This window comes from Exiguobacterium sp. KKT215 (genome assembly GCF_055635335.1).
Genome location: NZ_CM145756.1, coordinates 2,652,501 through 2,676,076, shown reverse-complemented (window position 1 = coordinate 2,676,076; position 23,576 = coordinate 2,652,501). Strand labels below are relative to the sequence as shown.

The following is a 23,576-nucleotide window of genomic DNA, read 5'->3' as shown; positions in this document are numbered from 1 at the left end:
TCTTATTTCAATGCCGTCTCAAGCGCTTTGACGTTCTCGCGCATGAGGTCGAAGTAAGTCTTATCCATTTGCTCTTTCGTGACCGATTCCAAGTTGTAAATCGTCACCGTCTCCGCACCGATTTCGTTTTGAACGACCTGGGCGACTTTTGGTGTCACCGTGTCTTCGAAAGCGATGTGCGTCAAGTCGTGAAGTTGTGCCTCTTCGATGACGCGCTTCAACGCTTGTTGCGACGGTTCTTCTGCAGGTGTGAGACCCGTGATTGGAAGTTGGTCAAAGCCGTACCGTTCCGCCAAGTAACCGTAGGCTGCATGCGTCACGAGGAGCTCAGACTTCGAGCCGCCGTCGACTGCTGCTTTGAGCTCGGCGTCGAGCGTGTCGGCCTCTTCTTTGAAGGTGCTCAAACGATCCGCGAACTCATCTTTATAGTCAGGGGCCTGTTCGCTGAATGCCGCTTCGACCGCTTCAGCCATCGAGACGGCATTCATTGGATCGAGCCAGACGTGTGGGTCGTACTGGCCGTGGTTATGGCCATCATCTTCGCTATGACCGGCCTCTTCCTCGGCATGGTCATCTTCCTCGTGTCCGTGCTCGTCCTCACTATGTTCGTCCTCACCATGGACGTGGACCGTGTCTTCTGCCGAGAGGAGTGTGACGTCCTCGGCCGTTTTCACGAACGTGACGTTCTCATTGGCCAAGCTCTTTTCCATCGACTCGACGTATGGTTCGAGGTCATGGCCGACCGTCAAGAACAAGTCCGCCTCGGCGATGTCGGTCATCTGCTTTGAGGTCGGCTCGTACGTATGGGGATCAGCGCCAGGCGGGATGACCATCTCGACACGGACGCGATCGCCCCCGATTTCCTCGGCGAATGATTTCAAGGCGAACGTTGACGCGTAAACGGTCAACTGGTCGCTCGTCTCCTCCGTCGCACCGCTCTCTTCATTACTTGCACATCCACCTAATAGAAGTGTGCCGGCAGCGGCGACACTTAATAACTTTTTATTCATGAACTCTTCCACCTGTCCTCTCTATGTGAACCTTTAAATCGTAACCGTTACGTTCTGTGACTGCGAGTTATATTATAGGTGGCGAATCCGTGCACGTCAAGTCCGACTTCAGATGGATGGTTTTTCGAGAAAAAGGGAATATGATTAAAAAAAGAACGAGGAGTGGATGTATATGAGAAAGGAGACCGCCTGGTTCGTCGGTGGCGCGGCGCTCGCGGCCGCCACGGCAGCCGGGGCCAGCGTGTGGAACCAGTATGGATCGCTCGTGCGTTGGCAAGAGCCCGAGTTGCCGGTGCGCCCCTCGACCCGCAAACGCCGGACTCACACGTACAAGATTGTCAATGACCGTCCGCTCCAGTTTGACGTGTATTATCCGCCAGGGGATGGACCGTTCCCGGTCGCGGTCTATGCCCATGGGGGGGCGTTCGTACGAGGGAATCGAGGTATGGTGACATTGTTCCATCCGTTGCTCGACCATTTTCTCGCCAAAGGGTTCGCGGTCATCAGCATCGACTATCGTCTGTTCGAGGACGGGGTCTATTTCCCGGATAACATTATCGACGTCTCCGATGCGCTTTGCTACTTGAAACAGCACGATGGTCTGCTCAACTTGGATATTAACCGACTGATCGTCTGGGGTGACTCGGCAGGTGCGGCCCTCGTCTTAGCGACGGCGCTCGATCGAAGCAAACAGTTCACCGGTGAACTAGGTGATGACGTCCCGCCGATTAAAGGGGTCATCGCCCTCTATCCACCGACGAACTTCTTATTGTTCAAGTTCATCCAGACGTGGCTCGCGCATTTGAAATTTTATGAGGGGAGCCGGGAGGCGTGGCGCGAGCTGATGGTGAAGTGTTCACCGGTCACGCATCTTTATGACGACGCCCCGCCCATCCTCATCTTGCACGGAAAGAAAGACCCAATCGTCCCGTTCGGACAGGCGCTCCATTTCGTGGAACATGCGAGCGAAGTCGGTGCGAACGTGCAACTGATTTCCTTCCCGAACGGTACGCATTCGTTAGCGAGCTTTCTCCAATCCGACAACCCGATCAAAGAAACGCAACTCATGGCCCGCATCGATCGTTTCATCGATGACGCGATGATGTGACGTTGCGCTTTTTCGCAAAGATGGTACGATGGGGTAGGATTTAGGAATCATAAAGGAGTGACTCGCGTGACAGAACTTTGCTTGGTCCGACATGGTCAGACCGATTGGAACTTTCAAGAAATCATTCAAGGACGGGAAGACATCCCGCTCAACGCACTCGGACATCGGCAGGCCGAAGAGAGTGCGGCCTTTTTAAGTCAAGAATCATGGGACGTCATCGTGGCGAGCCCGTTGTCACGGGCCGTCGACACGGCGCGTTACATCGCGGAGGCGTGCGGCATCGACGAATCACATATCATCCGAGACGAGCGTTTCATCGAGCGTGAATTCGGGGCCGCGTCGGGAAAACCGGTGCCGGGCATCTATGAAGCCGTCCAAGCCGATGACCAAGACCGCGTACCTGGTCTCGAGTCAGAAGACGAGATGCGAGCCCGTGTCTTGAGCGGTATGCATGATCTCGTCGAGACGCATGCCGGAAAACGTGTCATTGTCGTCTGTCATTCACATGCGATTAAAGCTGCGCTATCGGCGATTGACGACACGTATACGTTCCGTCATGCCATGCGCAACGCCTGCTCGAACTATATCGAACATCAAGATGGTCAGTTCGTGGTCAAGGCGGTCAATGTCGCCGACCATATTACGAATGTGATTGTCGCGAAGTGAGGAGAAACTCATGACGACATTGCTCTGGATATTCATCATCGCATCATTTATTGTCGCGTTCGCAGGATTGATTTATCCGGTCATCCCGAGCGTCTTGTTCTTATTCATCGGTTATGTGATTTACGGCTTCGGCTTCTCGTTCGAGCCGCTCACATGGACATTTTGGCTCTGGCAGATTTTGTTCTTGATCTTCCTGTTCGTGGTCGACTATATCGTCACCCGGGCTACGGTCGATAAACGAGGCGGTTCTGAACGGGCGAAATGGGGAGCGACGATCGGTTTGATTGCGGGACCGTTCATCTTCCCGCTCGTCGGGGTGCTCATCTTCCCGTTCATCTTCGCATTTTTAGCGGAACTCACGCTCGGTAAGTCGACGCGTGAAGCGTGGAGTATCGGTGTCGGGACCGTACTCGCTTTCCTCGGCAGCACGGTGCTCAAAGTTGTCGGGATGACGATGATGGTCATCTTGTTTTTCATCTACATTTGAGGCGAAGAAATTTCTTCGCCTTTTTGGGTTGAGTTATTTATAAAAACGGGGAAAGAAAAACAAGACCGTTCGACTTATTCGAACGATCCTGTCTTGACGAGCTGTGTGAAGGCGGAGCGGCTGAACGACTGCTGCTGTTCGACTTGTTTTTCGAAGAAGGACGGTTTGAGTTCGGCGTTCGCCACGCCTTCGGAAATCAACGAATCGAGCACTTGCTTGGTCGGGTCTTGTTTCGGCATCAGCATGAGCCCTTCCGCGACGAATGTGTGGTGGTCGCTGAGCGACCGTTCGCTCGTGAACGTCAGCGCGAGTGCGGCCGGGCGGTTCGCCGGTGACGTGATGACGGCTTCGGCAAGGAGTAGGATTCGCTTATTCAAATAGTGATGAAGCGTGACGGCAAATTCGGTCGGAACGAGCATCTCGAGGAGCCATTCGTTGTCATGCTCTTTCGAGATAATCAACCCATCGAGCAGTTCGACGGGGAGGTTCAACTCGTTGCCATACTCGTCTTGGACGAGGCGAACTTGGACTAGGCGGAACGTTTTCATCGTATCGATCCCTTCCACATTTTCTTTAATCCATCTTAACATAGTCTGGTTCGAAGATTGTGTTACGATAGCGGGGAAGCGACGTAAAAAATAGAGGACAAGGAGGCATCAAGATGAGTTGGGTTGTTGGCATAATCGGGTATATCGCGATTCTAGCAATCGGTTATTATGGTGTCCTTTTCTTCAAAGTAAAGCAGGAGCGGAGTCGGGCCGGATATCGAATCTTTCTCTTGCTCGCGGGATTGTTCTTCGTGAGCGGGAGTGATTATATCATCGCGTTGTTCCAAGGGGATACGGAAGCGACGTTTTGGCAACGGACCGTTTACTTCATATTGATTTTGATCTCTCTTTCAATCGCTCTTTACTTTCGGAGAAAAGAAGATAAAATCCATGCGAACGAGATGACGACGGCATAAAACCATCATCAAAAGAGGCTACGGAACAAATCCGTAGCCTTTCGTTTTATTTCGGGATCCGTGTTTGACGAATCATTTCGAGTTTCAAGTCCCAGAGCGGTTTACTGAACGTGACCGAGTACACTTCCGGCAAACGGAGGCGTTTGTACTCTTCCCATAGACCGTTCATCTGCTCATGATGATACGCGCGAATCGCTTTCGCGTTCGGTAAGTCATAGACGCGTTCGCCGTCTTGGAAAATCGGGACGAGCAAACGTTTGACGCTAAAGTTGCGTGTCTTGATCCGGAACGCAGGGTCGCGGACGTCAATCAAGTCGATCTCGTTATACGTTTCGACCGGCTCATCAGCCAGGGCGATATAGTCCCCTTTGAATTTCCCGGTCTCGTTATCGATGATGCGATACAATTCTTTCTTGTGCGGCGTCGTCGTCTTCACTTTCGAAGACGAAACTTTGATGACCGGCTTCAACTTCCCGTCGGCGCCTTCGCGGGCGACGAGTTTGTACACCATGCCGAGTGCAGGCTGTTCATACGCCGTGATGCCGCGCGTCCCGACGAGGAACGTGTCGGCTTCAGCGCCCTGCATCCGCAAGTCTTGAATGACGTACTCATCGAGGTCGCCTGAGACGACGATTTTGACGTAGTCGAGCCCGGCCGCGTCGAGTGCTTTGCGAGCCCGTTTCGACAAGTAAGCCAAATCGCCCGAGTCGAGTCGGACCGACTTCAAACGATAGCCTTTTTCCTCGAGTTCCTTGGCGACCGTGATCGCGTTCGGAAGACCCGACTTGAGCGTGTCGTACGTGTCGATCAACAGGCTCGTGTTGTCCGGATACATCTCCGCGAACGAGCGGAACGCCTCGAGCTCTTCATCATGGAACTGGATGTCGGCGTGCTCCATCGTTCCGCCGGTCGGGACATCGAAATCACGTCCGGCCGAAACCAAACTCGTGACGTCGAAGCCAGCGATATACGCGGCTCGTGTGCCGTAATAGGCGGCATCGACGCCTTGGGCGCGGCGGGCCCCACCTTCGAGCAACGTCTCATTCGGTGCTGCCTGACGGATGCGCGCGTATTTCGTCGCGATGAGTGACTCATGGTTGGCGATGTTCAAGAGCGCCGTCTGGAACAGTTTCGCCTCAAAGATTGTCGATTCAATTCGGACGACTTGTTCGTTCGGGAAGATGACTTCTCCTTCGCGGACGCTATAAAGCGAACCGGTGAACTTGAAGTTGCGGAGCACGTCCGCGAACTCGTCCTCGAAGTCGAGTTGTTGCTTCAAGTAACGGATGTCCTCTTCCGTGAACGAGACGTTCTCCAAGTAGTGGACGATGTTTTGTAGGCCGGCGAAGACGACGTAGCCTCCGCTAAATGGATTCGAGCGGTAATACAGGTCGAACACGACTTGTTCGTTGTGACGGCCTTGTTTCCAATAAATATACATCCAACGTGGGAGGTATAGGTCGGTATGAAGCGCTAGGTTGCGATGTAACATAATCGTTCCTTTCTGTTTTATGTCACTTCCCGGTCACAGTGGCCCCGAGTGTCGTGACAAAATGTTCGAGCGCCCAATCGTGACCGACTGGGTTGAAGCTTTGGACGGCATCGGCGTGAACGACGATTGTATAGCCGAGGTTGTACGCGTCGACTGCCGTATGGAGCACACAGATGTCCGTGCACACACCGACGAGATGAATCTCCGTGATGGCCCGTTCGCGCAAACGCAAATCAAGGTCGGTACCGGCGAAGGCGCTATAGCGTGTCTTATCGATCCAATGATCGGCCCGGCTCGCCGCGGTTTTAACGGCGCCGTAAAGTTCGCGGCCTTCAGTCCCACGAATGTTATGAGGCGGAAAGAGCGTCGTCTCAGGGTGATACGTGTCACCAGCGTCGTGGACATCGTTCGCGACGACGACATAATCCTCGTCCGCGAACTCCTCAATCAACTGGACGATTCGTTCTTCTATGTCTTGCCCTGGTTTTCCACAAGTCAAACGACCCGTGTCTGCGATAAAATCAAACGTGTAGTCGATCACAATCAATCCACGCATGGCGAGATCTCCTCTCTCATGTAAAGAATAGTTGGCTATCTTTCTTATTCTAAATCATTTTGCATGAAGCGAAAAAGATTATTTTTGATCGCGGTCGGGTACTAGGTGTAAGAAGAACTGTTTGCGAAAGGGGAATCAGCACATGCTGCTGTCATCAACCGAACTGTCAGAGCAACTGTCCCGCTTAAACGGCTGGGACGTTGTCGAAGGGGAATTGCAAAAGACGTATCGTCTCGAGACGTTTCCAGAGGCGATTCAATTCGTCCATCTCGTCGCCGATTTGGCGGAGTCGCTCGATCACCATCCGAACATCTTAATCGAGTATCGGAACGTCACGTTGACCGTGTCGACGCATGACGAAGGTGGAATCACGGAGAAAGATATCATGCTCGCGAAAGGTTGTGAGGAGCTTGTCTAAGCTATTCATGACATTCGCCTCAGGTACGGTCGCTGAACGATTGCGTCAACAACCGGGTGTGCTCGTCGCAAACGGGACGGAAACGATTTTACTCGCCGAAGGGGACAAGTCTCCGTTCCAGAGCGGAAAGACGTTTCAAATCGAAGAAGCAGAAGGACAATTTGCCCCGAAAGGGAATATTGTCTATGCGAACATTCCGGTCGATTCGAACGCCCGGTCGCTCTTGTTCCATCGTTTGTTGAAAGACAAATCACGTCTTGGGTCTGGCCATAGCGGTTTTGCCGCCTATCGGCTCGGTGTCGACCCTGAAGACAACCACGGGGTTGTTTTCATTCAATTCACCGAAGGCGGGAATCGTTTTCGTGATTCGACCGACTACATCTTGTTCCAAGAATGGCTGAAAGAAGCCGTCGAACAAAAAGGAGCAGGTCCAATCATAAAACACTATGTCGTCGATGCAACAGATGACCTATAATAAACATAACGTCACGTTAGGGGAGGATTTTTTATGAACAAGAACTATTTCTGGTTAGGTATGGCCGCAGGTGCCGTCATCGGAGCCGGGGCATCGCTTCTCCACAGAGAGACGCGCGAGCAACAAGTCAGCCAGCTCAAGCATATGAAATCACGACTCAAGTCACACGATACGTCTACACAAGCTCATTCGGTCGGCCTTCAAGCCTCTTCGAAAGCGAGTTTGAAAGATCGTGTCATGGATTTGAAGGCGCTCTATGAAGAGAACCAAGATACGATTCAAAATCTCGTCGAAGACGTGAAAGACTTGGTCGACGCGCTTCAAGACGCTCGTCATAAAAATCAAATTTAATTCATATCCACGGTCCGGTGCTGTTGCGCCGGGCCGTGTTTTCATGTTCTGGCAAGACTCTCTTTGTTTACTTTGTATAAAAATACAATTGACAGTATAAATATACGTGTGTTTTAATCAATTTATTCTTTTAAGGAGGTTCGGCAGATGATCACTTGTGGAATCGTCGGCGTCACGGGATACGCCGGGATGGAGCTGTTGAAGCTCATCGGGAAACATCCCGAGTTCACGCTCGTCCGGGCGATGAGCGATTCGAGCGCCGGGTTGACGCTTGCGCAACTGTATCCGTGGTTAGAGATTAAGGATTTGACGCTCGAACCGTTCCGGGTTGACGCATTGGACGACATCGACGTCATCTTTTTAGCAACGCCAAGCGGAGTGTCGGCGCAATACGTGACGCAGTTGACGGAATATGAAGGGGTCATCATCGATTTGAGTGGAGACTTACGCCTGCCGGCATCGAGCTACGAGACGTGGTATGGCAAACCGGCCGTACCGGCATCGCTTCAAGCACAGGCGGTATATGGATTGACGGAATGGAATCGAGACGCTGTAAGGTCGGCCGATTGGATTGCCAATCCCGGGTGTTACGCCACGGCGGTCGCGCTCGGCTTATTGCCGTTCGTGAACGGAGGCTGGATCGACCCGAACGAAATCATCGTCTCGGCCTGCTCCGGAATTACGGGAGCCGGGAAGGGACTCAGCGCCAAGACGCACCACGCCCGCTCCAACGAAAACGTGCAACTGTATAAAATCCATACGCATCAACACATCCCGGAGATTGAACAGACGCTTTATGCAGTGAGCGGGACGCAAGCGACCGTGTCACTCTCGACACACCTGTTGCCCATCAATCGAGGCATCATGGCGACGATGAGCGTCGTCCCGACGCTTGAGCAGAGCGAAGCGGATTGGGTGGACGCATTGCGACAGGCTTACGCGGATGAACCATTTATCCGGGTGCAACAAGGCGAACCGGAGATTCGAACTGCCGTCGGGTCGAACTACTGCGACTTGTGGGTGTATCTCGACCAACGAACGAATCGACTGACCATCATCTCGGTCATCGACAATATGCAAAAAGGTGCGGCCGGACAAGCGATTCAAAACGCCAATGTCCGCTTTGGATTAAACGAAACAGCCGGGTTGAATGAACAACCCCAGTACATATAAGGAGGTAGAATGAATGATTGAAACAACGATCAGCCCTGTCGTCCACGTCGTCACGCCGAAAGGGTTTCAAGCGTGCGGGGTTCACGCCGGACTGAAACGAAAGCGTAAGGATTTAGCCCTGCTCGTCTGCGAACAGTTGGCTAGTGCCGCCGCGGTGTATACGACGAACCAATTTCAAGCGGCTCCGATTCAAGTGACGAAAGAAACGCTACACGCGTCGAGCGGGAAGATTCGTGCCGTCTTGATTAACAGTGGAAACGCCAACGCCTGCACCGGTCCGCAAGGGCTCGAGGACGCGTATACGATGCGCGATAAGGCGGCCGAACATATCGGGGTCAAACCGGAAGAAGTGGCGATTGCCTCGACCGGTGTCATCGGTCAACTGTTACCGATGGAGACGCTCTTGAACGGGATCGATTTGCTTGAACCGATCCATGAGGAGACGGGGGCGGAGTCGTTCGCGGAAGCGATTTTGACGACCGATACGGGAACAAAATGTACGGGCGTCGAGTACACCGAAGGAGGCGCGACCGTGACAATCGCAGGTGTGGCCAAAGGCTCGGGAATGATTCATCCGAACATGGCGACGATGCTCGGCTTCATCACGACCGATGCCGTCATCGCGCCCGACGTGTTACAACGGGCGCTGAAACAGAGCGTGGACGCCTCGTTTAACAGCATCACCGTCGACGGGGACAGTTCGACGAACGATATGGTGCTCGCTTTGGCGAGCGGACTGACCGAGATGGATGAAATCATCGAAGGGACACCAGCCTATGACCGCTTCTGCCAAGCGTTGACGGACGTGTGCACAGATCTCGCCAAGGCGATTGCTCGTGACGGGGAAGGGGCGACGAAATTGATTGAGGTCGAGGTCGTCGGGGCGAAGACGGATGAGGCGGCTCGGATGATTGCGAAACAAGTCGTCGGCTCGTCGCTCGTGAAGACGGCCGTCTATGGACAAGATGCGAACTGGGGACGCATCATCGCCGCCATCGGTGCATCGGAGCAACCGATTAACGTGAACCACGTCGACATCCGCATCGGGTCACAGCATGTGCTGATGGAAAGTGCGCCGGTCTGGTTCGATGAGGCGCTCGCGACAGAAGAGATGGGACAAGACGTCGTCTCGATCCAAATCCGATTGCAGGACGGCACCGGACAAGGTCAGGCGTACGGCTGCGATTTGACTTACGATTACGTCAAAATCAACGCGAGTTACCGGACATGAAACAACGGAAAATCGTCAAACTCGGCGGGAGCGTTTGGGACACGCTCCATCCGGACTATTTCAACGAGTGGCGGACGTGGCTCGACGCAGGGCATGAACTTGTGATCGTTCATGGGGGTGGACCTGCGTTGTCCGCTTATTGCGAGCACCAACAAATCGAACCGGTGTTTCAAGACGGACGTCGTGTCACGACAGCGGACGTGTTGACCGGTGCCGAGCGCGTGCTCGCGGGGGAGATGCAGACCGAAATCGTCGCTGCCCTCGGTCGTCATCATATTCAAGCGGTCGGTCTCTCGGGTGTGGACGGACAGACGCTGACAGGAAAGCAATTGGTGGAACTCGGGGCGGTCGGTGAAGTCGACCGGGTCGAGACAGACTTGTTCGAGCTGTTGCTCGCGGGTCGCTATGTGCCTGTCGTGACATCATTATTACACGGTACGGAAGGCACGTTGAACTGTAATGGGGACGATTGTGCGATTGCCGTCGCGGTCGCGCTGCAGGCCGACTGCTTCGAAATGATCACTGACGTCCCAGGTATCCGGATTGATGGGACGTTCCGTCAAACGCTGACACGTGAAGACGTCCAAACGGCCATCGCCACAGGGGATATCTATGGGGGGATGATCCCGAAAACCGAGGCGCTCTTAGCAGCTCTAGCAGGAGGGATTGCAGTCGCCGTCATCCGTGACGGCAAGGACCCGGTTCATCCCGGGACAACACTACAGGAGGTGCACCATGCATTCACTACTACCGACATACGGACAACGACATATTGAGATTGAGCAGGCGAGCGGGTCCTACGTGACCGATACGGCGGGGAAGCGGTATCTCGATTTCGTCATGGGCATCGCTGTCTGCGGGACGGGTCATCGTCATCCGCACGTGAGCCAAACGCTAGAGGCGCAGCTTCAAAAAGTGTGGCACACCTCGAACCTTTACAACATCAGCGGGCAAGCGCGCGTCGCCGAGACGCTCATGTCAGGGACGCATTTGACGCATGCGTTCTTCTGTAACAGCGGGACCGAGGCGAACGAAGGGGCATTCAAATTGATTCGGAAATGGACGAACAAGACAAAAATCGTGACGTTCACGAAATCGTTCCACGGTCGCTCGTTCGCCATGCTCGGGGCGACCGGACAAGACAAGGTCAAAGCCGGATTCGGCCCGATGGTGTCTGATTTTGTACACGCGCCGTTCAACGATATGGATGCACTCGACATGATCGATGACGAGACGGCTGCGGTCTGGCTCGAAATCGTCCAAGGCGAGGGTGGGGTCGTCGTCGCTGACGCGGCATGGCTCGAAGCGCTTCAAGCGAAAGCGACTGAGCATGGTGTCAAAATCGTCGTCGATGAGGTGCAGACCGGGATTGCCCGCACAGGTACCCGTTTCGCGTTCGAACAGACACCGCTTAAACCGGACGTCGTCACGCTCGCGAAAGGGCTCGGTAGTGGTTTTCCTGTCGGAGCGATTTTGACAGCAGCAGGTGCGGAACACGTCTTCACGGCTGGCAGTCACGGTTCGACGTTCGGCGGCAATCCGCTCGCGATGGCCGCGGCGGAAGCGACGCTCGACATTTTGTTCGAGGCGGACGCACTTGCCCACGTCAATGCGATGGGCGCGCGATTACGAGCGGGCTTGGAACAATTTGTCGACGGAGAGACATTCACCGAGGTACGTGGACTCGGTTTGATGCTCGGGCTCGTCGCGACGCAATCGGTCGCGGCATGGATCGAACAGTTGCGAGACGCTGGCCTCTTGGTCGTTGCGGCAGGTCCTGACGTGATTCGCTTCTTGCCGTCTTTGTTGCTTACAGAAGCCGAAGTGGATGAGGCGCTCGCAATCATTGGACATGTGATTACAAAGGAGATGGTGTCATGACGGGGACAGTGACGTTACAAAGCGGTCAACAGTTCAACGGGACGTGGGAGACGAGTGCGCGCTCGGCGAAAGGGGAGGTCGTCTTCTTCACAGGGATGACCGGTTATCAAGAAGTGTTGACCGATCCTTCGTACGCCGGTCAAATCGTCGCGTTCACATATCCGCTCATCGGACAATATGGGTTGACCGACGCAGTATCTGAAAGTGCGGACATTCAAGTGGCGGGCGTGCTCGTCCAGACGTTAGCTGGCAACGGGGCGGCGACCGACTTGAAGGATTGGTTGGAGCAGTCCGGAGTGCCGGTACTGTCTGACGTCGACACGCGCTCGCTCGTCCATGCCCTTCGTGAACACGGGGATCAGTGGGGTGTGATGACGTCTGAATCAGATGTGTCGTTCGATGGGGATCTACATCAGATTACGGAGACCGTTTCGACGCCACGTCATGTGCGTCACGGCGACGGGGCGAGCGGACATATCGTCTGTCTTGATTTCGGCGTGAAGGCGTCGATGGTTCAAGCGATGGTGGAGCGAGGGTACGCGGTGACAGTCGTTCCGTTCGATACGACGGCCGCCCAAGTCCATGCGCTCGCGCCGACCGGGATTCTCGTGTCGAACGGTCCGGGAGATCCACGTGATTTGGTCGACTACCTCGATCATGTGCGTGAAGTGGCATTGGCGTATCCGACACTCGGCATTTGTATGGGCCATCAACTGCTCGCGCTCGCCTTCGGGTGTGAGATTGAAAAACAGGCTTACGGACACCGCGGATCCAATCATCCGGTCCGGAACGTCCAGACGGGTGAAGTGTGGATGACGTCGCAAAATCACGGGTACGTCGTCAAACGGGACAGTTTGGAAGCGACGCCGCTCGAACTGCTATTTGAAAACGTTAACGATTTATCAGTCGAAGGGACATTGCACCGGACGGCCCCGATTCTCTCGGCCCAGTTTCATCCGGAGGCCAGTCCGGGACCAAAGGAAGCACAAGCCATCTTTGACCGCTTCGACGAAATGATTCAGCAAGGGGTGAACGTCTATGCATAAGAAAGTACTCGTCATCGGTTCAGGTCCGATTATCATCGGACAGGCGGCCGAGTTTGACTATTCGGGCACACAGGCGTGCCAAGCGCTTCGAGAAGCAGGCTGTGAGGTCGTGCTCTTCAACTCGAACCCGGCCACGATCATGACCGATCCCGGTTTGGCCGATCACACATACATCGAGGCGATGACGTTAGAGAAGGCCGAGTTGATTATCGAGACAGAACGTCCGACCCACTTGCTTGCCACGGTCGGCGGGCAGACCGCCCTCAATTTGGCGCTCGCCTTGGACGAGGCCGGTGTGCTCGAACGATACGGGATCGCCCTCCTTGGGACGTCGCTCGAGACGATTCGCGACGGGGAGGACCGCGAACGGTTCAAACAGAAGATGAACGAACTTGGGGAACCGCTCCCGATCAGCACGACCATCGAATCGATCGAAGCCCTTGACGGCTTTATCGCCGAGACGGGCGTCCCGCTCATCGTCCGTCCGGCGTTCACGCTCGGCGGTACCGGCGGCGGGATTGCGGAGACGATTGATGCCGCCTACACGCTTGCGCAACGTGGTCTCGAGGCGAGTCCCATCTCGCAGTGTTTAATCGAGCAGAGTATCGCCGGGTATAAAGAGTTCGAATATGAGGTCATGCGCGACGCCAACGGGACGTGTATCATCGTCTGCAACATGGAAAACATCGACCCGGTCGGCGTCCATACGGGCGATTCGGTCGTGTTTGCCCCGGCCCAGACACTATCGGATGTCATGCATCAGACGTTACGGAGCGCCGCGTTCCGAATCGTCTCGGCACTTGGTGTCGTCGGCGGGTGTAACATCCAGTTCGCCGTTCATCCGACGGAAGACGCCTATTACGTGATTGAAGTGAACCCGCGTGTCTCACGTAGCTCGGCGCTCGCCTCGAAGGCGACCGGTTATCCGATTGCGAAGATTGCCACCCGTCTTGCCCTCGGGGAACGACTCGACGATTGCATCAATCCCGTCACGAACGGGACGATGGCGAGCTTCGAGCCGGCCCTCGATTATGTGACGGCGAAAGTGCCGACGTTCCCGTTCGATTTGTTCAATGGGACGAACCGGACGCTCGGACCACAGATGAAAGCGACCGGGGAGAGCATGGCGATGGGCAAAACACTCGAAGAAGCGCTACAGAAAGCGTGGCGCGGTGCCGGTGTCGAGCAGAGTCCGCTCTATCCGAGTTGGATGGCGACAGCTGATCCTGACGCGCTCTACGCTGAAATTTCGGCACCGACCGATCGTCGTCTCCTGGCGTGCCTCGCGTTACTCGATCGGGGAATCGCCACGGCGTCACAGCTTGAAGCGCTGACGGGTATCGCCCCGCACTTCATGATGACGTTCGAGCGACTCGTGACGACAATCCGTCTGGACCTGTCTATGAAAGAAAACTTGTTGCGAGCGAAACGGTTCGGTTTCACTGACGCCCAGATTGCGCAACAGATGAACGTCACGGCCGACGCAGTCGCAGCGATGCGGCTAGAACACGACATCCATCCGGTCTATCAGATGATTGATACGTGTGCCGCCGAGTTCGAGAGCCACACACCGTACTTTTACGGGTCGTGGCACGGGACGTCTGAAGTCGTGCCGAGCGAGCGCCCGAAAGTCGCCATCATCGGGTCAGGGCCGATTCGCATCGGGCAAGGTATCGAGTTCGATTACAGTTCGGTGCACGCTGTCTGGGCCCTTCAAAAGCTCGGGGTCGAGACGATTATGATCAACAACAATCCGGAGACGGTGTCGACCGACTTCACGGTCGCCGACAAACTGTACGTCGAACCGTTGACGATTGAAGATGTCGTCCACGTATTGGAGGCCGAAGGGTGTCAGGACGTGTTGATCCAGTTCGGCGGCCAGACCGGCATCTCACTCGCCCATGCGCTGGAAGCCAAAGGCTATCATTTGCTCGGGGCGACGGCAGCCGTCATCGATCAAATGGAGGACCGGGATCGGTTCTATCAATTCCTCGACGAGATCGGGGTGGCTCACATCCCAGGTGAAGAGGTCGGGTCGGCAGACGAGTTGACGTCCGCAATCGATCGTCTCAGCTATCCATGTGTCGTCCGTCCCTCCTACGTCATCGGTGGGAAAGGTATGCATATCATCCGGAACGGGGCGGAATTGCATCAAATCGAACCGCATTTGACCTATCCGCTCCTCGTCGATGCGTATGTCGATGGGCGTGAGCTCGAAGTCGACTGTGTCACCGATGGGAAAACCGTCTACGTCCCGGCCTTGCTCGAACAGATTGAGGCAGCCGGTGTCCATTCTGGCGATTCGACGATGATTCTGCCGCCGGTCAAGACGTCGAGCGCGCAACAAAACGAGATTGAAGCCATCGTTCAAACGATCGGACAAGCACTCACATACCGGGGCGCGCTCAATATCCAATTCGTCTTGAAAGGCGACGTCATCTACGTGCTCGAAATCAACCCGCGTGCTTCGCGGACGGTCCCGATCGTCAGCAAAGTGACCGGCGAACCGCTCATCGAATGGGCGACGCTCGCGGCGTTCGGCCATGAGTTGGCAACCGTCGTCCCCGACGCACGTCCGGTATGGAACGGATATGCCATCAAAACACCGGTATTCTCGAGTTTGAAATTGCCGGGCGTCGACCCGCTCACCGGTCCGGTCATGCGCTCGACCGGGGAGACACTCCAATTCAGCATGACCCCTTACGTGTCGGAACGGTTCTGTTACGACGCGACGACGACGCGCGTCATGAATCGGACTGAGATTGTAGCCGGCCAAGGCTGGTCGGCATATAGTGATCAACCGCTTGATGAGACGACCAAGTTCCAAAACGTGTCGGTCCTATTCTCGAACGCACCAGAGGAACAAGCGGCACGTGAGGCGGCGGTCCGAAACGGCGTCCACGTCATCTCAGAGACACATCTTGCCGAGTACTATCAACAAGCGATGCGAGCGGAACCGATGCCGGTACGTTCACTTCAAACGATGCAGACAGGAGAGGGACTACCATTATGACGACGAAAACGATCAATCATCTACTGACACTCGAGGAACTGACGCCGTCCGCCCTCGACGACTTGCTTGCACTGGCGGCCGAGGTGAAACGACAACCGGAAGCGTTCCAGTCGGCGCTCGCCGGCAAGAAAGTGGCGCTCTTGTTCGAGAAGGCCTCGACCCGCACCCGGATGTCGTTCGAGGTCGGTGTCGTCGAACTCGGCGGTTATCCGTTGTTCTTGAGCAGCAGTGATTTACAGATTGGACGCGGGGAACCACTGACGGATACGATTCAAGTCATGAGCCGCTATGTCGACGCGCTCATGATTCGGACGTATGCCCACGAGACGGTCGAGACGCTCGCTTCGGCAGGCTCGATTCCAATCATCAACGGATTGACCGATTCCCATCACCCGTGCCAAGTGCTTGCCGACTTGTTGACGGTCGAGGAAGTGTTCGGCACGAGAACAGGGAAGACGTTGACGTACATCGGCGACGGGAACAATATGGCCCACTCGCTCATGATCGGGGGCGCACTCAGCGGGATGCATATCCGCATCGCCTCGCCGGAAGCGTATACGGTCGAGACTGACATTTTCGAACGGGCGAACGAGCTGGCTGCGACGACAGGGGGCAGCGTTGCCTTATGGGAAGACCCGATTGCTGCTGCCTCGGGTGCGGACGTCATTTACACAGATGTATTCGCGAGCATGGGACAAGAAGCGGAAGCAGCAGAACGGTTGACGCAGTTCGCGACGTTCCAAGTCGATGCTTCGCTCATGCAACGAGCGAAGTCGGAGGCGATTTTCCTGCACTGCCTCCCGGCCCATCGCGGCGAAGAAGTGACGGCCGACGTCATCGACGGTCCGCAATCGGTCGTATTCGATCAAGCTGAGAATCGCTTACATGCGCAAAAAGCGCTCATGCTCACGCTGCTCGCCTAACCCAAAAGAGAGGATTCGCCGCTTTGGCGAATCCTCTCTTTATTACTATCATAAAAAGCGGGCGAACAGACCGAACACGGCCAGTCCGACGATCACGTAGAAAATCCATTTGCCTTCACCCGTATGAATGATGGGCGGCGAATACTTGCGAGGTTTGTACTTCCCGTAACGGAGCGGGCGCGAGTACGGGACCGCGAACCGGGAAAGCGGAATCGCGAGCAAGAACCCGGCAAGGAAGCCGTACACATGTCCCCAGAGCGACACGTTCGCCCCGATGAGCGTGAACACGGCACTGATGGCGACGAAAATATAGACGAGTCGCGCGTCCTGGCTATAGATGAGCGTCCGGCGGAACCGACCGATGTACACATAGAAGCCGAGAATCGCTAAAATCGCACCTGACGCACCGGCCTGCAGGTAGAACAGTTCACTTACCGTGAAGAACGTCAGCAAGTTGGCAACGACACCGGCGACGAGATAAAACACGGCGAATTTGATATGACCGACCATGCGTTCCATGGCAGGACCGAAGATAATCAAAGCGAACGAGTTGAACAGCAGATGACCGAGCCCTAAATGGATGAAGTTGGCCGTCAAAAGACGGTACCATTCCCCTTGGGCGAGCGCGAGATGGAACGACCCACCGAGTGCGACGATTCGGAGGTCAGGTACCAAAGAATCGATGACAAACACGAGCAGTTGGATTACAATGAACAGCGTTACGAGCGGATACGCTCGGACGAACGTTTGAACATTCTCAGTACGACTAAACATAGCATCACCTCTTTCCTTAATTGTATAAGGAAACGAGTGAAAAAGGAAAGGAGCGAGTGTCCTGTGATTGTGGGAATCGGAATCGATATCGTCGAGCTCGAGCGGATTGCTCGCTCGATCAGGAATGACCGTTTCGTCGCGCGTCTGTTGACCGAAGCTGAGCGGGCGCTCGCCGACGCCTATCCAGAACAACGCCGCATCGAATTCGTCGCTGGACGGTTCGCGGCGAAAGAAGCGTATGCCAAAGCGGTCGGGACCGGGATTGCCCGGGGCCTGTCGTGGCAACAAATCGAAATCTTACCGGATGAGGCCGGGCGACCACATATGACGGCGCCTTACTCAGGCCGGATTCATGTGAGTATCAGCCACAGCGAGCAATACGCCGTGGCACAAGTCATCATTGAAGAGGGGGATCACGATGTTTCGTCCAAGTTGGATTGAAATTGATCGGGCGGCGATCAAGCATAACGTAATCGAAATCAAAAAACGGATCCCGCAAGCGCTCATGGCCGTCGTCAAAGCGAACGCTTACGGACATGGAGCCGTCGAAGTCGCGAAAATCGCACTCGAGAACGGGGCAACGATGCTCGGCGTGGCCTTGCTTGAAGAAGCCATCGAGCTCCGAGAGGCTGGGATTGAAGCACCGATTCTCGTTATGGAAGCCCAGTTTCCAGAATTTGCAGGCGTCGCGGCCGAGCATGATGTGACGTTATCTGTCTTTTCAGCCGACTGGTTGCGCGAGGCGAGCAGCTATTTATCTGACCGACCGCTCACCGTCCATGTGAAAGTTGATACTGGGATGGGGCGTCTCGGTCTACGGACTCGCACTGAACTCGATGCGCTGCTCGAGGCGGTCGATGACCGCTTCGTTGTGGAAGGTATCTATACGCATTTCGCGACGGCGGATGAGCCGGACAGCCAGCTGTATTATGAGCAACAGGAGCGGTTCGCTCAATTGATGGACGGTCTCCATTCACGATTCCGTTACATTCATACATCGAACTCGGCCGGGGCCATCCGTATGGCGGGACAAGATGTGCCGTATAACTTGGTCCGGGTCGGCATCGCGCTGTATGGATTGTATCCGTCGGCCGAGATGGCTTCCTTCTATTCATTCTTACGTCCGGCCTTCACGTTGAAGAGCAAGCTCATGCAAGTGAAGCAACTCGAGGCCGGACAGACGATCAGCTACGGGGCGACGTATACGACGACTGAAGATGAGTGGATTGGTACCGTGCCGGTCGGATATGCCGACGGCTGGATTCGTAAAGCGAGCGGATTCAAAGTCGACGTAAACGGTCACCGTTGTCCGATTGTCGGTCGTGTCTGTATGGACCGCTTCATGGTGAGGCTTCCCGAGTCAGTTCCGGTCGGGACGGTCGTCACGCTCATCGGTGGACCGGTCGCGATTGATGAACTGGCCACGCATCTCGAGACAATCAACTACGAGGTCGTCTGTCAATTGACGAGCCGCCTCCCACGACGTTATGTGTAAAGCGGAAAACGTGTGAAATTATCTGAATTCTTTCGGGAATCCTCTATATTTTCCCAAACTCGCGTGTTATATTGGTAAAGAACGCGGGAAGATTTCCGCCAGTCATTGAAACGATTCTGGAGGTGTAAGATGTTGAAACAGCGAACTGCGGGTGCTTTAGCGTCCGTTCCAGATCGGTTCTCGCAACATGTGGGTCCGATTTCGATGAAAGATCGTGAATCATTGTCATTGAACGATGTAGTGACGTACTTGTCCAAAGAAATTGCTGATCGACAACAAACACTGCGCGAAGAATTGGCGAGGGGCTATCAAGAGATGGCCGCGTTTAATTTGAATATGGCAGAAGAGATGCTGATGATTGAGACGGAAGCCGAACATGCTCTCTTACGTCAAGTAAGCGGGGTGTGAGCGGAGTGATCGTAAAGCGTGGTGACGTGTTTTATGCGAATCTGTCGCCCGTAGTCGGTTCAGAGCAAGGTGGAGTTCGTCCGGTTCTCGTCATTCAAAACGATATCGGCAATCGCTTTAGCCCGACCGTCATTGTCGCTGCGATTACGGCTCAGATCCAGAAAGCAAAACTGCCGACTCATGTAGAGGTATATCAAGTCAAACATGGTCTCGAACGAGATTCCGTGATTTTGCTTGAACAGATTCGAACGATTGATAAGCGTCGTCTGACAGATAAAGTCACTCATCTCGATGATGAGACGATGCACAAAGTTGACCGAGCGCTAGAGATTAGTCTGGGATTAATCCCTCTCTAGCTTACATATAAAGAAACCGATACATGGGTATCGGTTTTTTTTCAAAAAAATCTTAAAAAATAGTTTAGAATTCTGTAAAACGGGAATTTAGTTTAATCGTACTCAATTTTTCTGTACGCACATTAGGAGGGAATATACGATGGATTTAGCGATTCGCGAGCAAGTCATTGGAGACCAATTACACCTTTACGTATCCGGAGAAGTGGATACATATACCGCACCAAAATTGAAGGAAGTCTTGCACCCGGCTATTACGGAACAAGATGTTACCGTTCATTTGGATGAAGTGGACTATATGGATTCAACTGGACTCGGCGTATTTGTCGGTGCCCTTAAAATAGCCAAACGTAATGAGAAAGAGTTGTCGCTCGTCGGCGTCACCGACCGCGTCAACCGTCTCTTTGAATTGACAGGACTGCACAAGTTGCTTTCAATCAATACAAACGTAAGAGGTGGCACGCAATGAGTAACATCGAACAGACGGTGATGACGTTCCCGGCCAAACCGGAGTATGTCGGTGTGGTCCGTTTAGTCGTCTCAGGAATCGCTAACCGTATGGGATATACGTACGACGAGATCGAGGATATTAAAATCGCGGTCTCGGAAGCCTGTGGCAATGCTGTTCAACATGCCTATGAAGATCAAGAGGGTGAAGTGAAGCTCACGTGCGGCGTCTATGAAGATCGTCTCGAAATGACGATCGAGGACTCGGGCAAAACATTTGCCGACGACGTGAAACGCCAAGCGGCGCCAGTCGAAGAGACGGCTGAAATCGAATCGCTTCACGAAGGAGGACTCGGTCTTTTCCTCATTGAAGCCTTAATGGATGACGTCTCGATCAACAAGGACAATGGTGTCAAGGTGACGATGACGAAACTCCTTAACAGGGACGAGGTGGATCAGAGTGCCAGCAAAATCTCAACAACGCCATCACAGTGATGATGAAGTATTAGAGTGGATCGAGCGTTATCAACAGGACGATCAAAATGAAGAAGTCCAAATGCTCCTCATCAACCGATACTCGGACCTCGTTGAGGCGCTTGCACGAAAGTTTTCGCGAGGCCGGGCCATTCATGACGACCTCGTTCAAGTCGGCATGATCGGACTTCTCGCTGCCCTCCGCCGTTTCGACCCTGAGTTTGGACGCAGTTTCGAGTCGTTCGCCGTTCCGACGATTATCGGTGAAATCAAGCGTTTCATCCGGGACAAGACGTGGAGCGTCCACGTCCCACGCCGAATCAAAGAGCTTGGACCGAAAATCAAGAAGACGGTCGAAGAATTGACGACCGAATTGCAACGCTCACCGCGCATAGATGAGATTGCCGATTATCTTGGCGTATCGGATGAAGAGATTCTCGAAACGCTCGAGATGGGTAAGAGCTACCAAGCCCTTTCCGTCGACAGCTCAATCGAAGCGGACAACGAAGGTTCGACCGTCACGCTCCTAGACCTCGTCGGGAGTCAAGAACGTGGTTACGAATCGGTTGACCAGCGCCTCATCCTTGAAAAAGCGTTCAGCGTGTTGAATGAACGGGAACAGGCGATTCTGGAATGTGCTTATTATAAAAACATGAGCCAAAAAGAGACGGGTGAGCTCCTTGGGATTTCACAGATGCACGTATCGCGCTTACAGCGTCGTGCGCTCGAGAAATTACGCGAGGCCATCAAAGTCCCGCTCAATGAAGTATTCTCAAACGATGACTAAACGGTCATCGTTTTTTTGTCGTCCACGCGTGAGTTTGCTACACTTCAAGAGAGAAGAGAAAAGGAAGTGATTCGATTGATTACGAAAATCGCAAAAGATTTGAAGTTGAAGACGAGTCAAGTCGAGACGGTGCAACAACTCGCCGCGGACGGAGCGACGATTCCGTTCATGGCCCGGTACCGTAAAGAAATGACCGGTAATCTCGATGAAGTGGAAATCAAAGCCATTCTCGATGCCTTACAATATGAAGAGAGTTTGCACAAACGTAAGACGGACGTCCTCGCCAAACTCGAAGAACTCGAGAAGGCGACACCAGAGTTGACCCGTGCGCTTGAAACGGCGACGAGCCTGCAACAAGTCGATGACATCTACCTTCCGTATCGTCCGAAACGACGGACGAAAGCCGAACAAGGTCGGGAGAAAGGGCTCCAACCGCTCGCTGACTGGTATCGTCAACCAACACCATATTCGGTGACCGAAGCGCAGTCGTTAGCAGGGGACCTCTCGCTTGAAGAAGCACTTCCGTTCGTCCAATCGATTATCGGGGAGGAGTGGGGCGAAGTGGCGACGCTTCGACAATCACTCCGTACACGAGTCCGGAAAGAGGCGCTCCTTCGTTCACAGAAGAAAAAGCAGGCGGAAGATGAGAAAGAAGTGTTCGCCCAGTATTATGAATATGAAGAGAAAATCGCAGGAATCGTCCCACACCGAATCCTCGCCTTGAACCGTGGAGAGCGCACGGATGTGTTGCAAGTGAAGATCGTCTTCGACGAGACGGGTTTCATGCGACAAGCGCTCGGCAAGTTTGACCGCTTGCCGACGGAGAAACGTGAACTCGTTACGCTCGCCGTGAAGGACGCCTTCAAGAAGTCGGTGTTCCCGGCCATCGAACGCGAGGTCCGGAGCGAGTTGACTGAGACGGCTGAAGAACAGGCAATCGACGTGTTCTCAAAAAACTTGAAACAGCTCTACATGCAACCACCGCTTCGTGAGGTCGTCGTCCTAGGAATTGACCCAGCCTATCGCACAGGTTGTAAATGGGCCGTCGTCAATGAAATCGGAAAAGTCGAAGAGGTCGGTGTCTTCTATCCGACGGCACCGAAACACGATGTCGCGGGCTCAGAGAAAGTGTTGGCGTCACTCGTGAAACGTTATCCAATCTCGGTTATCGTCATCGGGAATGGGACCGCATCCCGTGAGACGGAACAGTTCGTATCGAACTGGCTAAAGAAGGCGGAACGCGAGATAGCCTATGCCATCGTCAACGAGGCGGGGGCGAGTGTCTATTCGGCTTCAGAAATTGCCCGATCAGAGTTCCCGGAATTGAAAGTGGAAGAACGTTCGGCCGTCTCGATTGCTCGACGCATTCAAGACGCGATGGCGGAACTCGTCAAAGTCGATCCGCAGTCTGTCGGGGTCGGGCAATATCAGCATGACGTCAGTCAGAACAAGTTGAAAGGGTCGCTCGAGTTCGTTGTCGAGAGTGTCGTCAACATGGTCGGCGTCGATGTGAACCGGGCTTCGGAGTCACTGCTCACGTATGTATCCGGATTGAATAAGACGACGGCTAAAAATATTGTCGCGTATCGTGACGAGTTCGGCCGGTTTGATACACGGAAAGAAATCAAGAAAGTACCACGTCTTGGAGCGAAGGCGTATGAACAAGCAGCCGGCTTTTTACGGATCACGAATGGGAGTGATGTGCTCGACCAGACGGAGATTCATCCAGAGAGCTATAAATTGACACTCTCTCTATTGAAGGAACTCGGTGTTTCGAAGCAAGCGGTAGGCACGGCCGAACTGCGGGAACGATTAAAGACGGTCGATGCCAAAGTGCTAAGTGAGAAGCTAGATGCCGGATTACCGACAGTCGAAGATATCTTGAAGTCGCTCGCGAAGCCTGGACGTGACCCGCGCGAAGATATTCAGAAACCATTGCTTCGGATCGACGTTATGAACTTGGAGGACCTTCAAGTGGGGATGGAGTTCCAAGGGACGGTGCGAAACGTCATCGACTTTGGGGCGTTCGTTGATATCGGGGTGA

At 54.2% G+C, this 23,576-nt stretch carries 27 protein-coding genes (1 of these 27 only partly in view); 22 read left to right on the top strand and 5 right to left on the bottom strand.

What is annotated here, in order from left to right; translation table 11 throughout:
- Window positions 1–2: 2 nt before the first annotated feature.
- Entirely contained in the window at window positions 3–1,010 is a 1,008-nt protein-coding gene (locus ACZ2GZ_RS14025; protein WP_470295361.1) for a metal ABC transporter solute-binding protein, Zn/Mn family, read from the bottom strand.
- Between the two features lie 172 nt (window positions 1,011–1,182).
- Between ACZ2GZ_RS14025 and ACZ2GZ_RS14020 the strand changes: the two genes are divergently transcribed.
- The 3 genes from ACZ2GZ_RS14020 to ACZ2GZ_RS14010 all read left to right on the top strand — a co-directional run bounded on the left by ACZ2GZ_RS14020 (window position 1,183) and on the right by ACZ2GZ_RS14010 (window position 3,271).
- A complete protein-coding gene (locus tag ACZ2GZ_RS14020) occupies window positions 1,183–2,118 on the top strand; it encodes an alpha/beta hydrolase (RefSeq protein ID WP_214714980.1) in 936 nt (311 codons plus the stop codon).
- A gap of 66 nt (window positions 2,119–2,184) precedes the next feature.
- On the top strand, window positions 2,185–2,784 hold the full coding sequence (locus ACZ2GZ_RS14015) for a histidine phosphatase family protein (protein ID WP_131471586.1): 600 nt from the start codon (window positions 2,185–2,187) through the stop codon (window positions 2,782–2,784).
- A gap of 10 nt (window positions 2,785–2,794) precedes the next feature.
- On the top strand, window positions 2,795–3,271 hold the full coding sequence (locus tag ACZ2GZ_RS14010; RefSeq protein WP_021068163.1) for a DUF456 domain-containing protein: 477 nt from the start codon (window positions 2,795–2,797) through the stop codon (window positions 3,269–3,271).
- A 74-nt stretch (window positions 3,272–3,345) separates the two neighbouring features.
- On the opposite strand, the gene ACZ2GZ_RS14005 is transcribed toward ACZ2GZ_RS14010, so the two are convergent.
- Entirely contained in the window at window positions 3,346–3,819 is a 474-nt protein-coding gene (locus tag ACZ2GZ_RS14005; protein WP_021068164.1) for a YwpF family protein, read from the bottom strand.
- A gap of 113 nt (window positions 3,820–3,932) precedes the next feature.
- Here ACZ2GZ_RS14005 and ACZ2GZ_RS14000 point away from each other — a divergent pair, with 113 nt between their 5' ends.
- Window positions 3,933–4,235, top strand: coding sequence for a hypothetical protein (locus ACZ2GZ_RS14000; protein WP_021068165.1), 303 nt, complete (start codon window positions 3,933–3,935; stop codon window positions 4,233–4,235).
- A 46-nt stretch (window positions 4,236–4,281) separates the two neighbouring features.
- On the opposite strand, the gene ACZ2GZ_RS13995 is transcribed toward ACZ2GZ_RS14000, so the two are convergent.
- Both ACZ2GZ_RS13995 and ACZ2GZ_RS13990 read right to left on the bottom strand, forming a co-directional pair.
- Window positions 4,282–5,727: a nicotinate phosphoribosyltransferase gene (locus ACZ2GZ_RS13995; RefSeq protein ID WP_131471578.1), complete on the bottom strand. Its 1,446-nt coding sequence runs from the start codon at window positions 5,725–5,727 to the stop codon at window positions 4,282–4,284.
- A gap of 22 nt (window positions 5,728–5,749) precedes the next feature.
- A complete protein-coding gene (locus ACZ2GZ_RS13990; protein WP_131471576.1) occupies window positions 5,750–6,283 on the bottom strand; it encodes a cysteine hydrolase family protein in 534 nt (177 codons plus the stop codon).
- Window positions 6,284–6,425: 142 nt separating this feature from the next.
- On the opposite strand from ACZ2GZ_RS13990, the gene ACZ2GZ_RS13985 reads away from it, so the two are divergent.
- The 10 genes from ACZ2GZ_RS13985 to argF all read left to right on the top strand — a co-directional run bounded on the left by ACZ2GZ_RS13985 (window position 6,426) and on the right by argF (window position 16,794).
- Window positions 6,426–6,701 carry a 4a-hydroxytetrahydrobiopterin dehydratase gene (locus ACZ2GZ_RS13985; protein WP_021068168.1) on the top strand — a complete coding sequence of 92 codons (276 nt, stop codon included), beginning with the start codon at window positions 6,426–6,428 and terminating at the stop codon, window positions 6,699–6,701.
- On the top strand, window positions 6,694–7,176 hold the full coding sequence (locus ACZ2GZ_RS13980; protein ID WP_235045196.1) for a hypothetical protein: 483 nt from the start codon (window positions 6,694–6,696) through the stop codon (window positions 7,174–7,176). Before ACZ2GZ_RS13985 ends, ACZ2GZ_RS13980 begins: the two co-directional genes overlap by 8 nt.
- A gap of 33 nt (window positions 7,177–7,209) precedes the next feature.
- Complete coding sequence (locus ACZ2GZ_RS13975) at window positions 7,210–7,527, top strand: hypothetical protein (RefSeq protein WP_021068170.1); 318 nt, start codon at window positions 7,210–7,212, stop codon at window positions 7,525–7,527.
- A 147-nt stretch (window positions 7,528–7,674) separates the two neighbouring features.
- The gene (gene argC, locus ACZ2GZ_RS13970) at window positions 7,675–8,700 is read left to right on the top strand and encodes an N-acetyl-gamma-glutamyl-phosphate reductase (RefSeq protein WP_214714978.1); all 1,026 of its coding nucleotides are present in this window, start codon (window positions 7,675–7,677) and stop codon (window positions 8,698–8,700) included.
- A 13-nt stretch (window positions 8,701–8,713) separates the two neighbouring features.
- Window positions 8,714–9,931 carry a bifunctional glutamate N-acetyltransferase/amino-acid acetyltransferase ArgJ gene (gene argJ, locus ACZ2GZ_RS13965; protein WP_214714971.1) on the top strand — a complete coding sequence of 406 codons (1,218 nt, stop codon included), beginning with the start codon at window positions 8,714–8,716 and terminating at the stop codon, window positions 9,929–9,931.
- On the top strand, window positions 9,928–10,707 hold the full coding sequence (argB, locus tag ACZ2GZ_RS13960; RefSeq protein ID WP_214714969.1) for an acetylglutamate kinase: 780 nt from the start codon (window positions 9,928–9,930) through the stop codon (window positions 10,705–10,707). Before argJ ends, argB begins: the two co-directional genes overlap by 4 nt.
- On the top strand, window positions 10,667–11,812 hold the full coding sequence (locus tag ACZ2GZ_RS13955) for an aspartate aminotransferase family protein (protein ID WP_214714962.1): 1,146 nt from the start codon (window positions 10,667–10,669) through the stop codon (window positions 11,810–11,812). The genes argB and ACZ2GZ_RS13955 overlap by 41 nt, the downstream gene beginning before the upstream one ends.
- Complete coding sequence (locus tag ACZ2GZ_RS13950) at window positions 11,809–12,858, top strand: carbamoyl phosphate synthase small subunit (protein ID WP_470295360.1); 1,050 nt, start codon at window positions 11,809–11,811, stop codon at window positions 12,856–12,858. Before ACZ2GZ_RS13955 ends, ACZ2GZ_RS13950 begins: the two co-directional genes overlap by 4 nt.
- Window positions 12,851–15,871, top strand: coding sequence for a carbamoyl-phosphate synthase (glutamine-hydrolyzing) large subunit (gene carB, locus ACZ2GZ_RS13945; RefSeq protein ID WP_470295359.1), 3,021 nt, complete (start codon window positions 12,851–12,853; stop codon window positions 15,869–15,871). The genes ACZ2GZ_RS13950 and carB overlap by 8 nt, the downstream gene beginning before the upstream one ends.
- The gene (gene argF / locus ACZ2GZ_RS13940) at window positions 15,868–16,794 is read left to right on the top strand and encodes an ornithine carbamoyltransferase (protein ID WP_029596225.1); all 927 of its coding nucleotides are present in this window, start codon (window positions 15,868–15,870) and stop codon (window positions 16,792–16,794) included. The genes carB and argF overlap by 4 nt, the downstream gene beginning before the upstream one ends.
- A gap of 48 nt (window positions 16,795–16,842) precedes the next feature.
- On the opposite strand, the gene ACZ2GZ_RS13935 is transcribed toward argF, so the two are convergent.
- Window positions 16,843–17,568, bottom strand: a complete 726-nt coding sequence (locus ACZ2GZ_RS13935; protein WP_131471554.1) for a rhomboid family intramembrane serine protease — start codon at window positions 17,566–17,568, stop codon at window positions 16,843–16,845.
- A 63-nt stretch (window positions 17,569–17,631) separates the two neighbouring features.
- Here ACZ2GZ_RS13935 and acpS point away from each other — a divergent pair, with 63 nt between their 5' ends.
- From acpS to ACZ2GZ_RS13895, 8 genes are all read left to right on the top strand, one after another.
- Window positions 17,632–18,009 (top strand): holo-ACP synthase, encoded by a 378-nt coding sequence (gene acpS, locus ACZ2GZ_RS13930; protein ID WP_214799351.1) that lies wholly within the window; start codon window positions 17,632–17,634, stop codon window positions 18,007–18,009.
- Window positions 17,987–19,063: an alanine racemase gene (gene alr, locus ACZ2GZ_RS13925; protein ID WP_470295358.1), complete on the top strand. Its 1,077-nt coding sequence runs from the start codon at window positions 17,987–17,989 to the stop codon at window positions 19,061–19,063. The genes acpS and alr overlap by 23 nt, the downstream gene beginning before the upstream one ends.
- Window positions 19,064–19,192: 129 nt before the next feature.
- Window positions 19,193–19,471 carry a hypothetical protein gene (locus ACZ2GZ_RS13920; protein ID WP_021068181.1) on the top strand — a complete coding sequence of 93 codons (279 nt, stop codon included), beginning with the start codon at window positions 19,193–19,195 and terminating at the stop codon, window positions 19,469–19,471.
- 5 nt (window positions 19,472–19,476) lie between these two features.
- Entirely contained in the window at window positions 19,477–19,827 is a 351-nt protein-coding gene (locus ACZ2GZ_RS13915) for a type II toxin-antitoxin system PemK/MazF family toxin (RefSeq protein ID WP_029596222.1), read from the top strand.
- A gap of 139 nt (window positions 19,828–19,966) precedes the next feature.
- Entirely contained in the window at window positions 19,967–20,293 is a 327-nt protein-coding gene (locus tag ACZ2GZ_RS13910) for an STAS domain-containing protein (protein ID WP_131471548.1), read from the top strand.
- Window positions 20,290–20,766, top strand: coding sequence for an anti-sigma B factor RsbW (rsbW, locus tag ACZ2GZ_RS13905; protein WP_029596221.1), 477 nt, complete (start codon window positions 20,290–20,292; stop codon window positions 20,764–20,766). Before ACZ2GZ_RS13910 ends, rsbW begins: the two co-directional genes overlap by 4 nt.
- Window positions 20,732–21,532, top strand: a complete 801-nt coding sequence (sigB, locus tag ACZ2GZ_RS13900; RefSeq protein ID WP_016510526.1) for an RNA polymerase sigma factor SigB — start codon at window positions 20,732–20,734, stop codon at window positions 21,530–21,532. The genes rsbW and sigB overlap by 35 nt, the downstream gene beginning before the upstream one ends.
- Before the next feature lie 75 nt (window positions 21,533–21,607).
- Window positions 21,608–23,576: the 5' portion of a Tex family protein gene (locus ACZ2GZ_RS13895; RefSeq protein ID WP_470295614.1), read on the top strand. 158 nt of this gene lie beyond the right edge of the window; the window shows 1,969 of its 2,127 coding nt (coding positions 1–1,969); the start codon lies at window positions 21,608–21,610; the stop codon falls past the right edge of the window.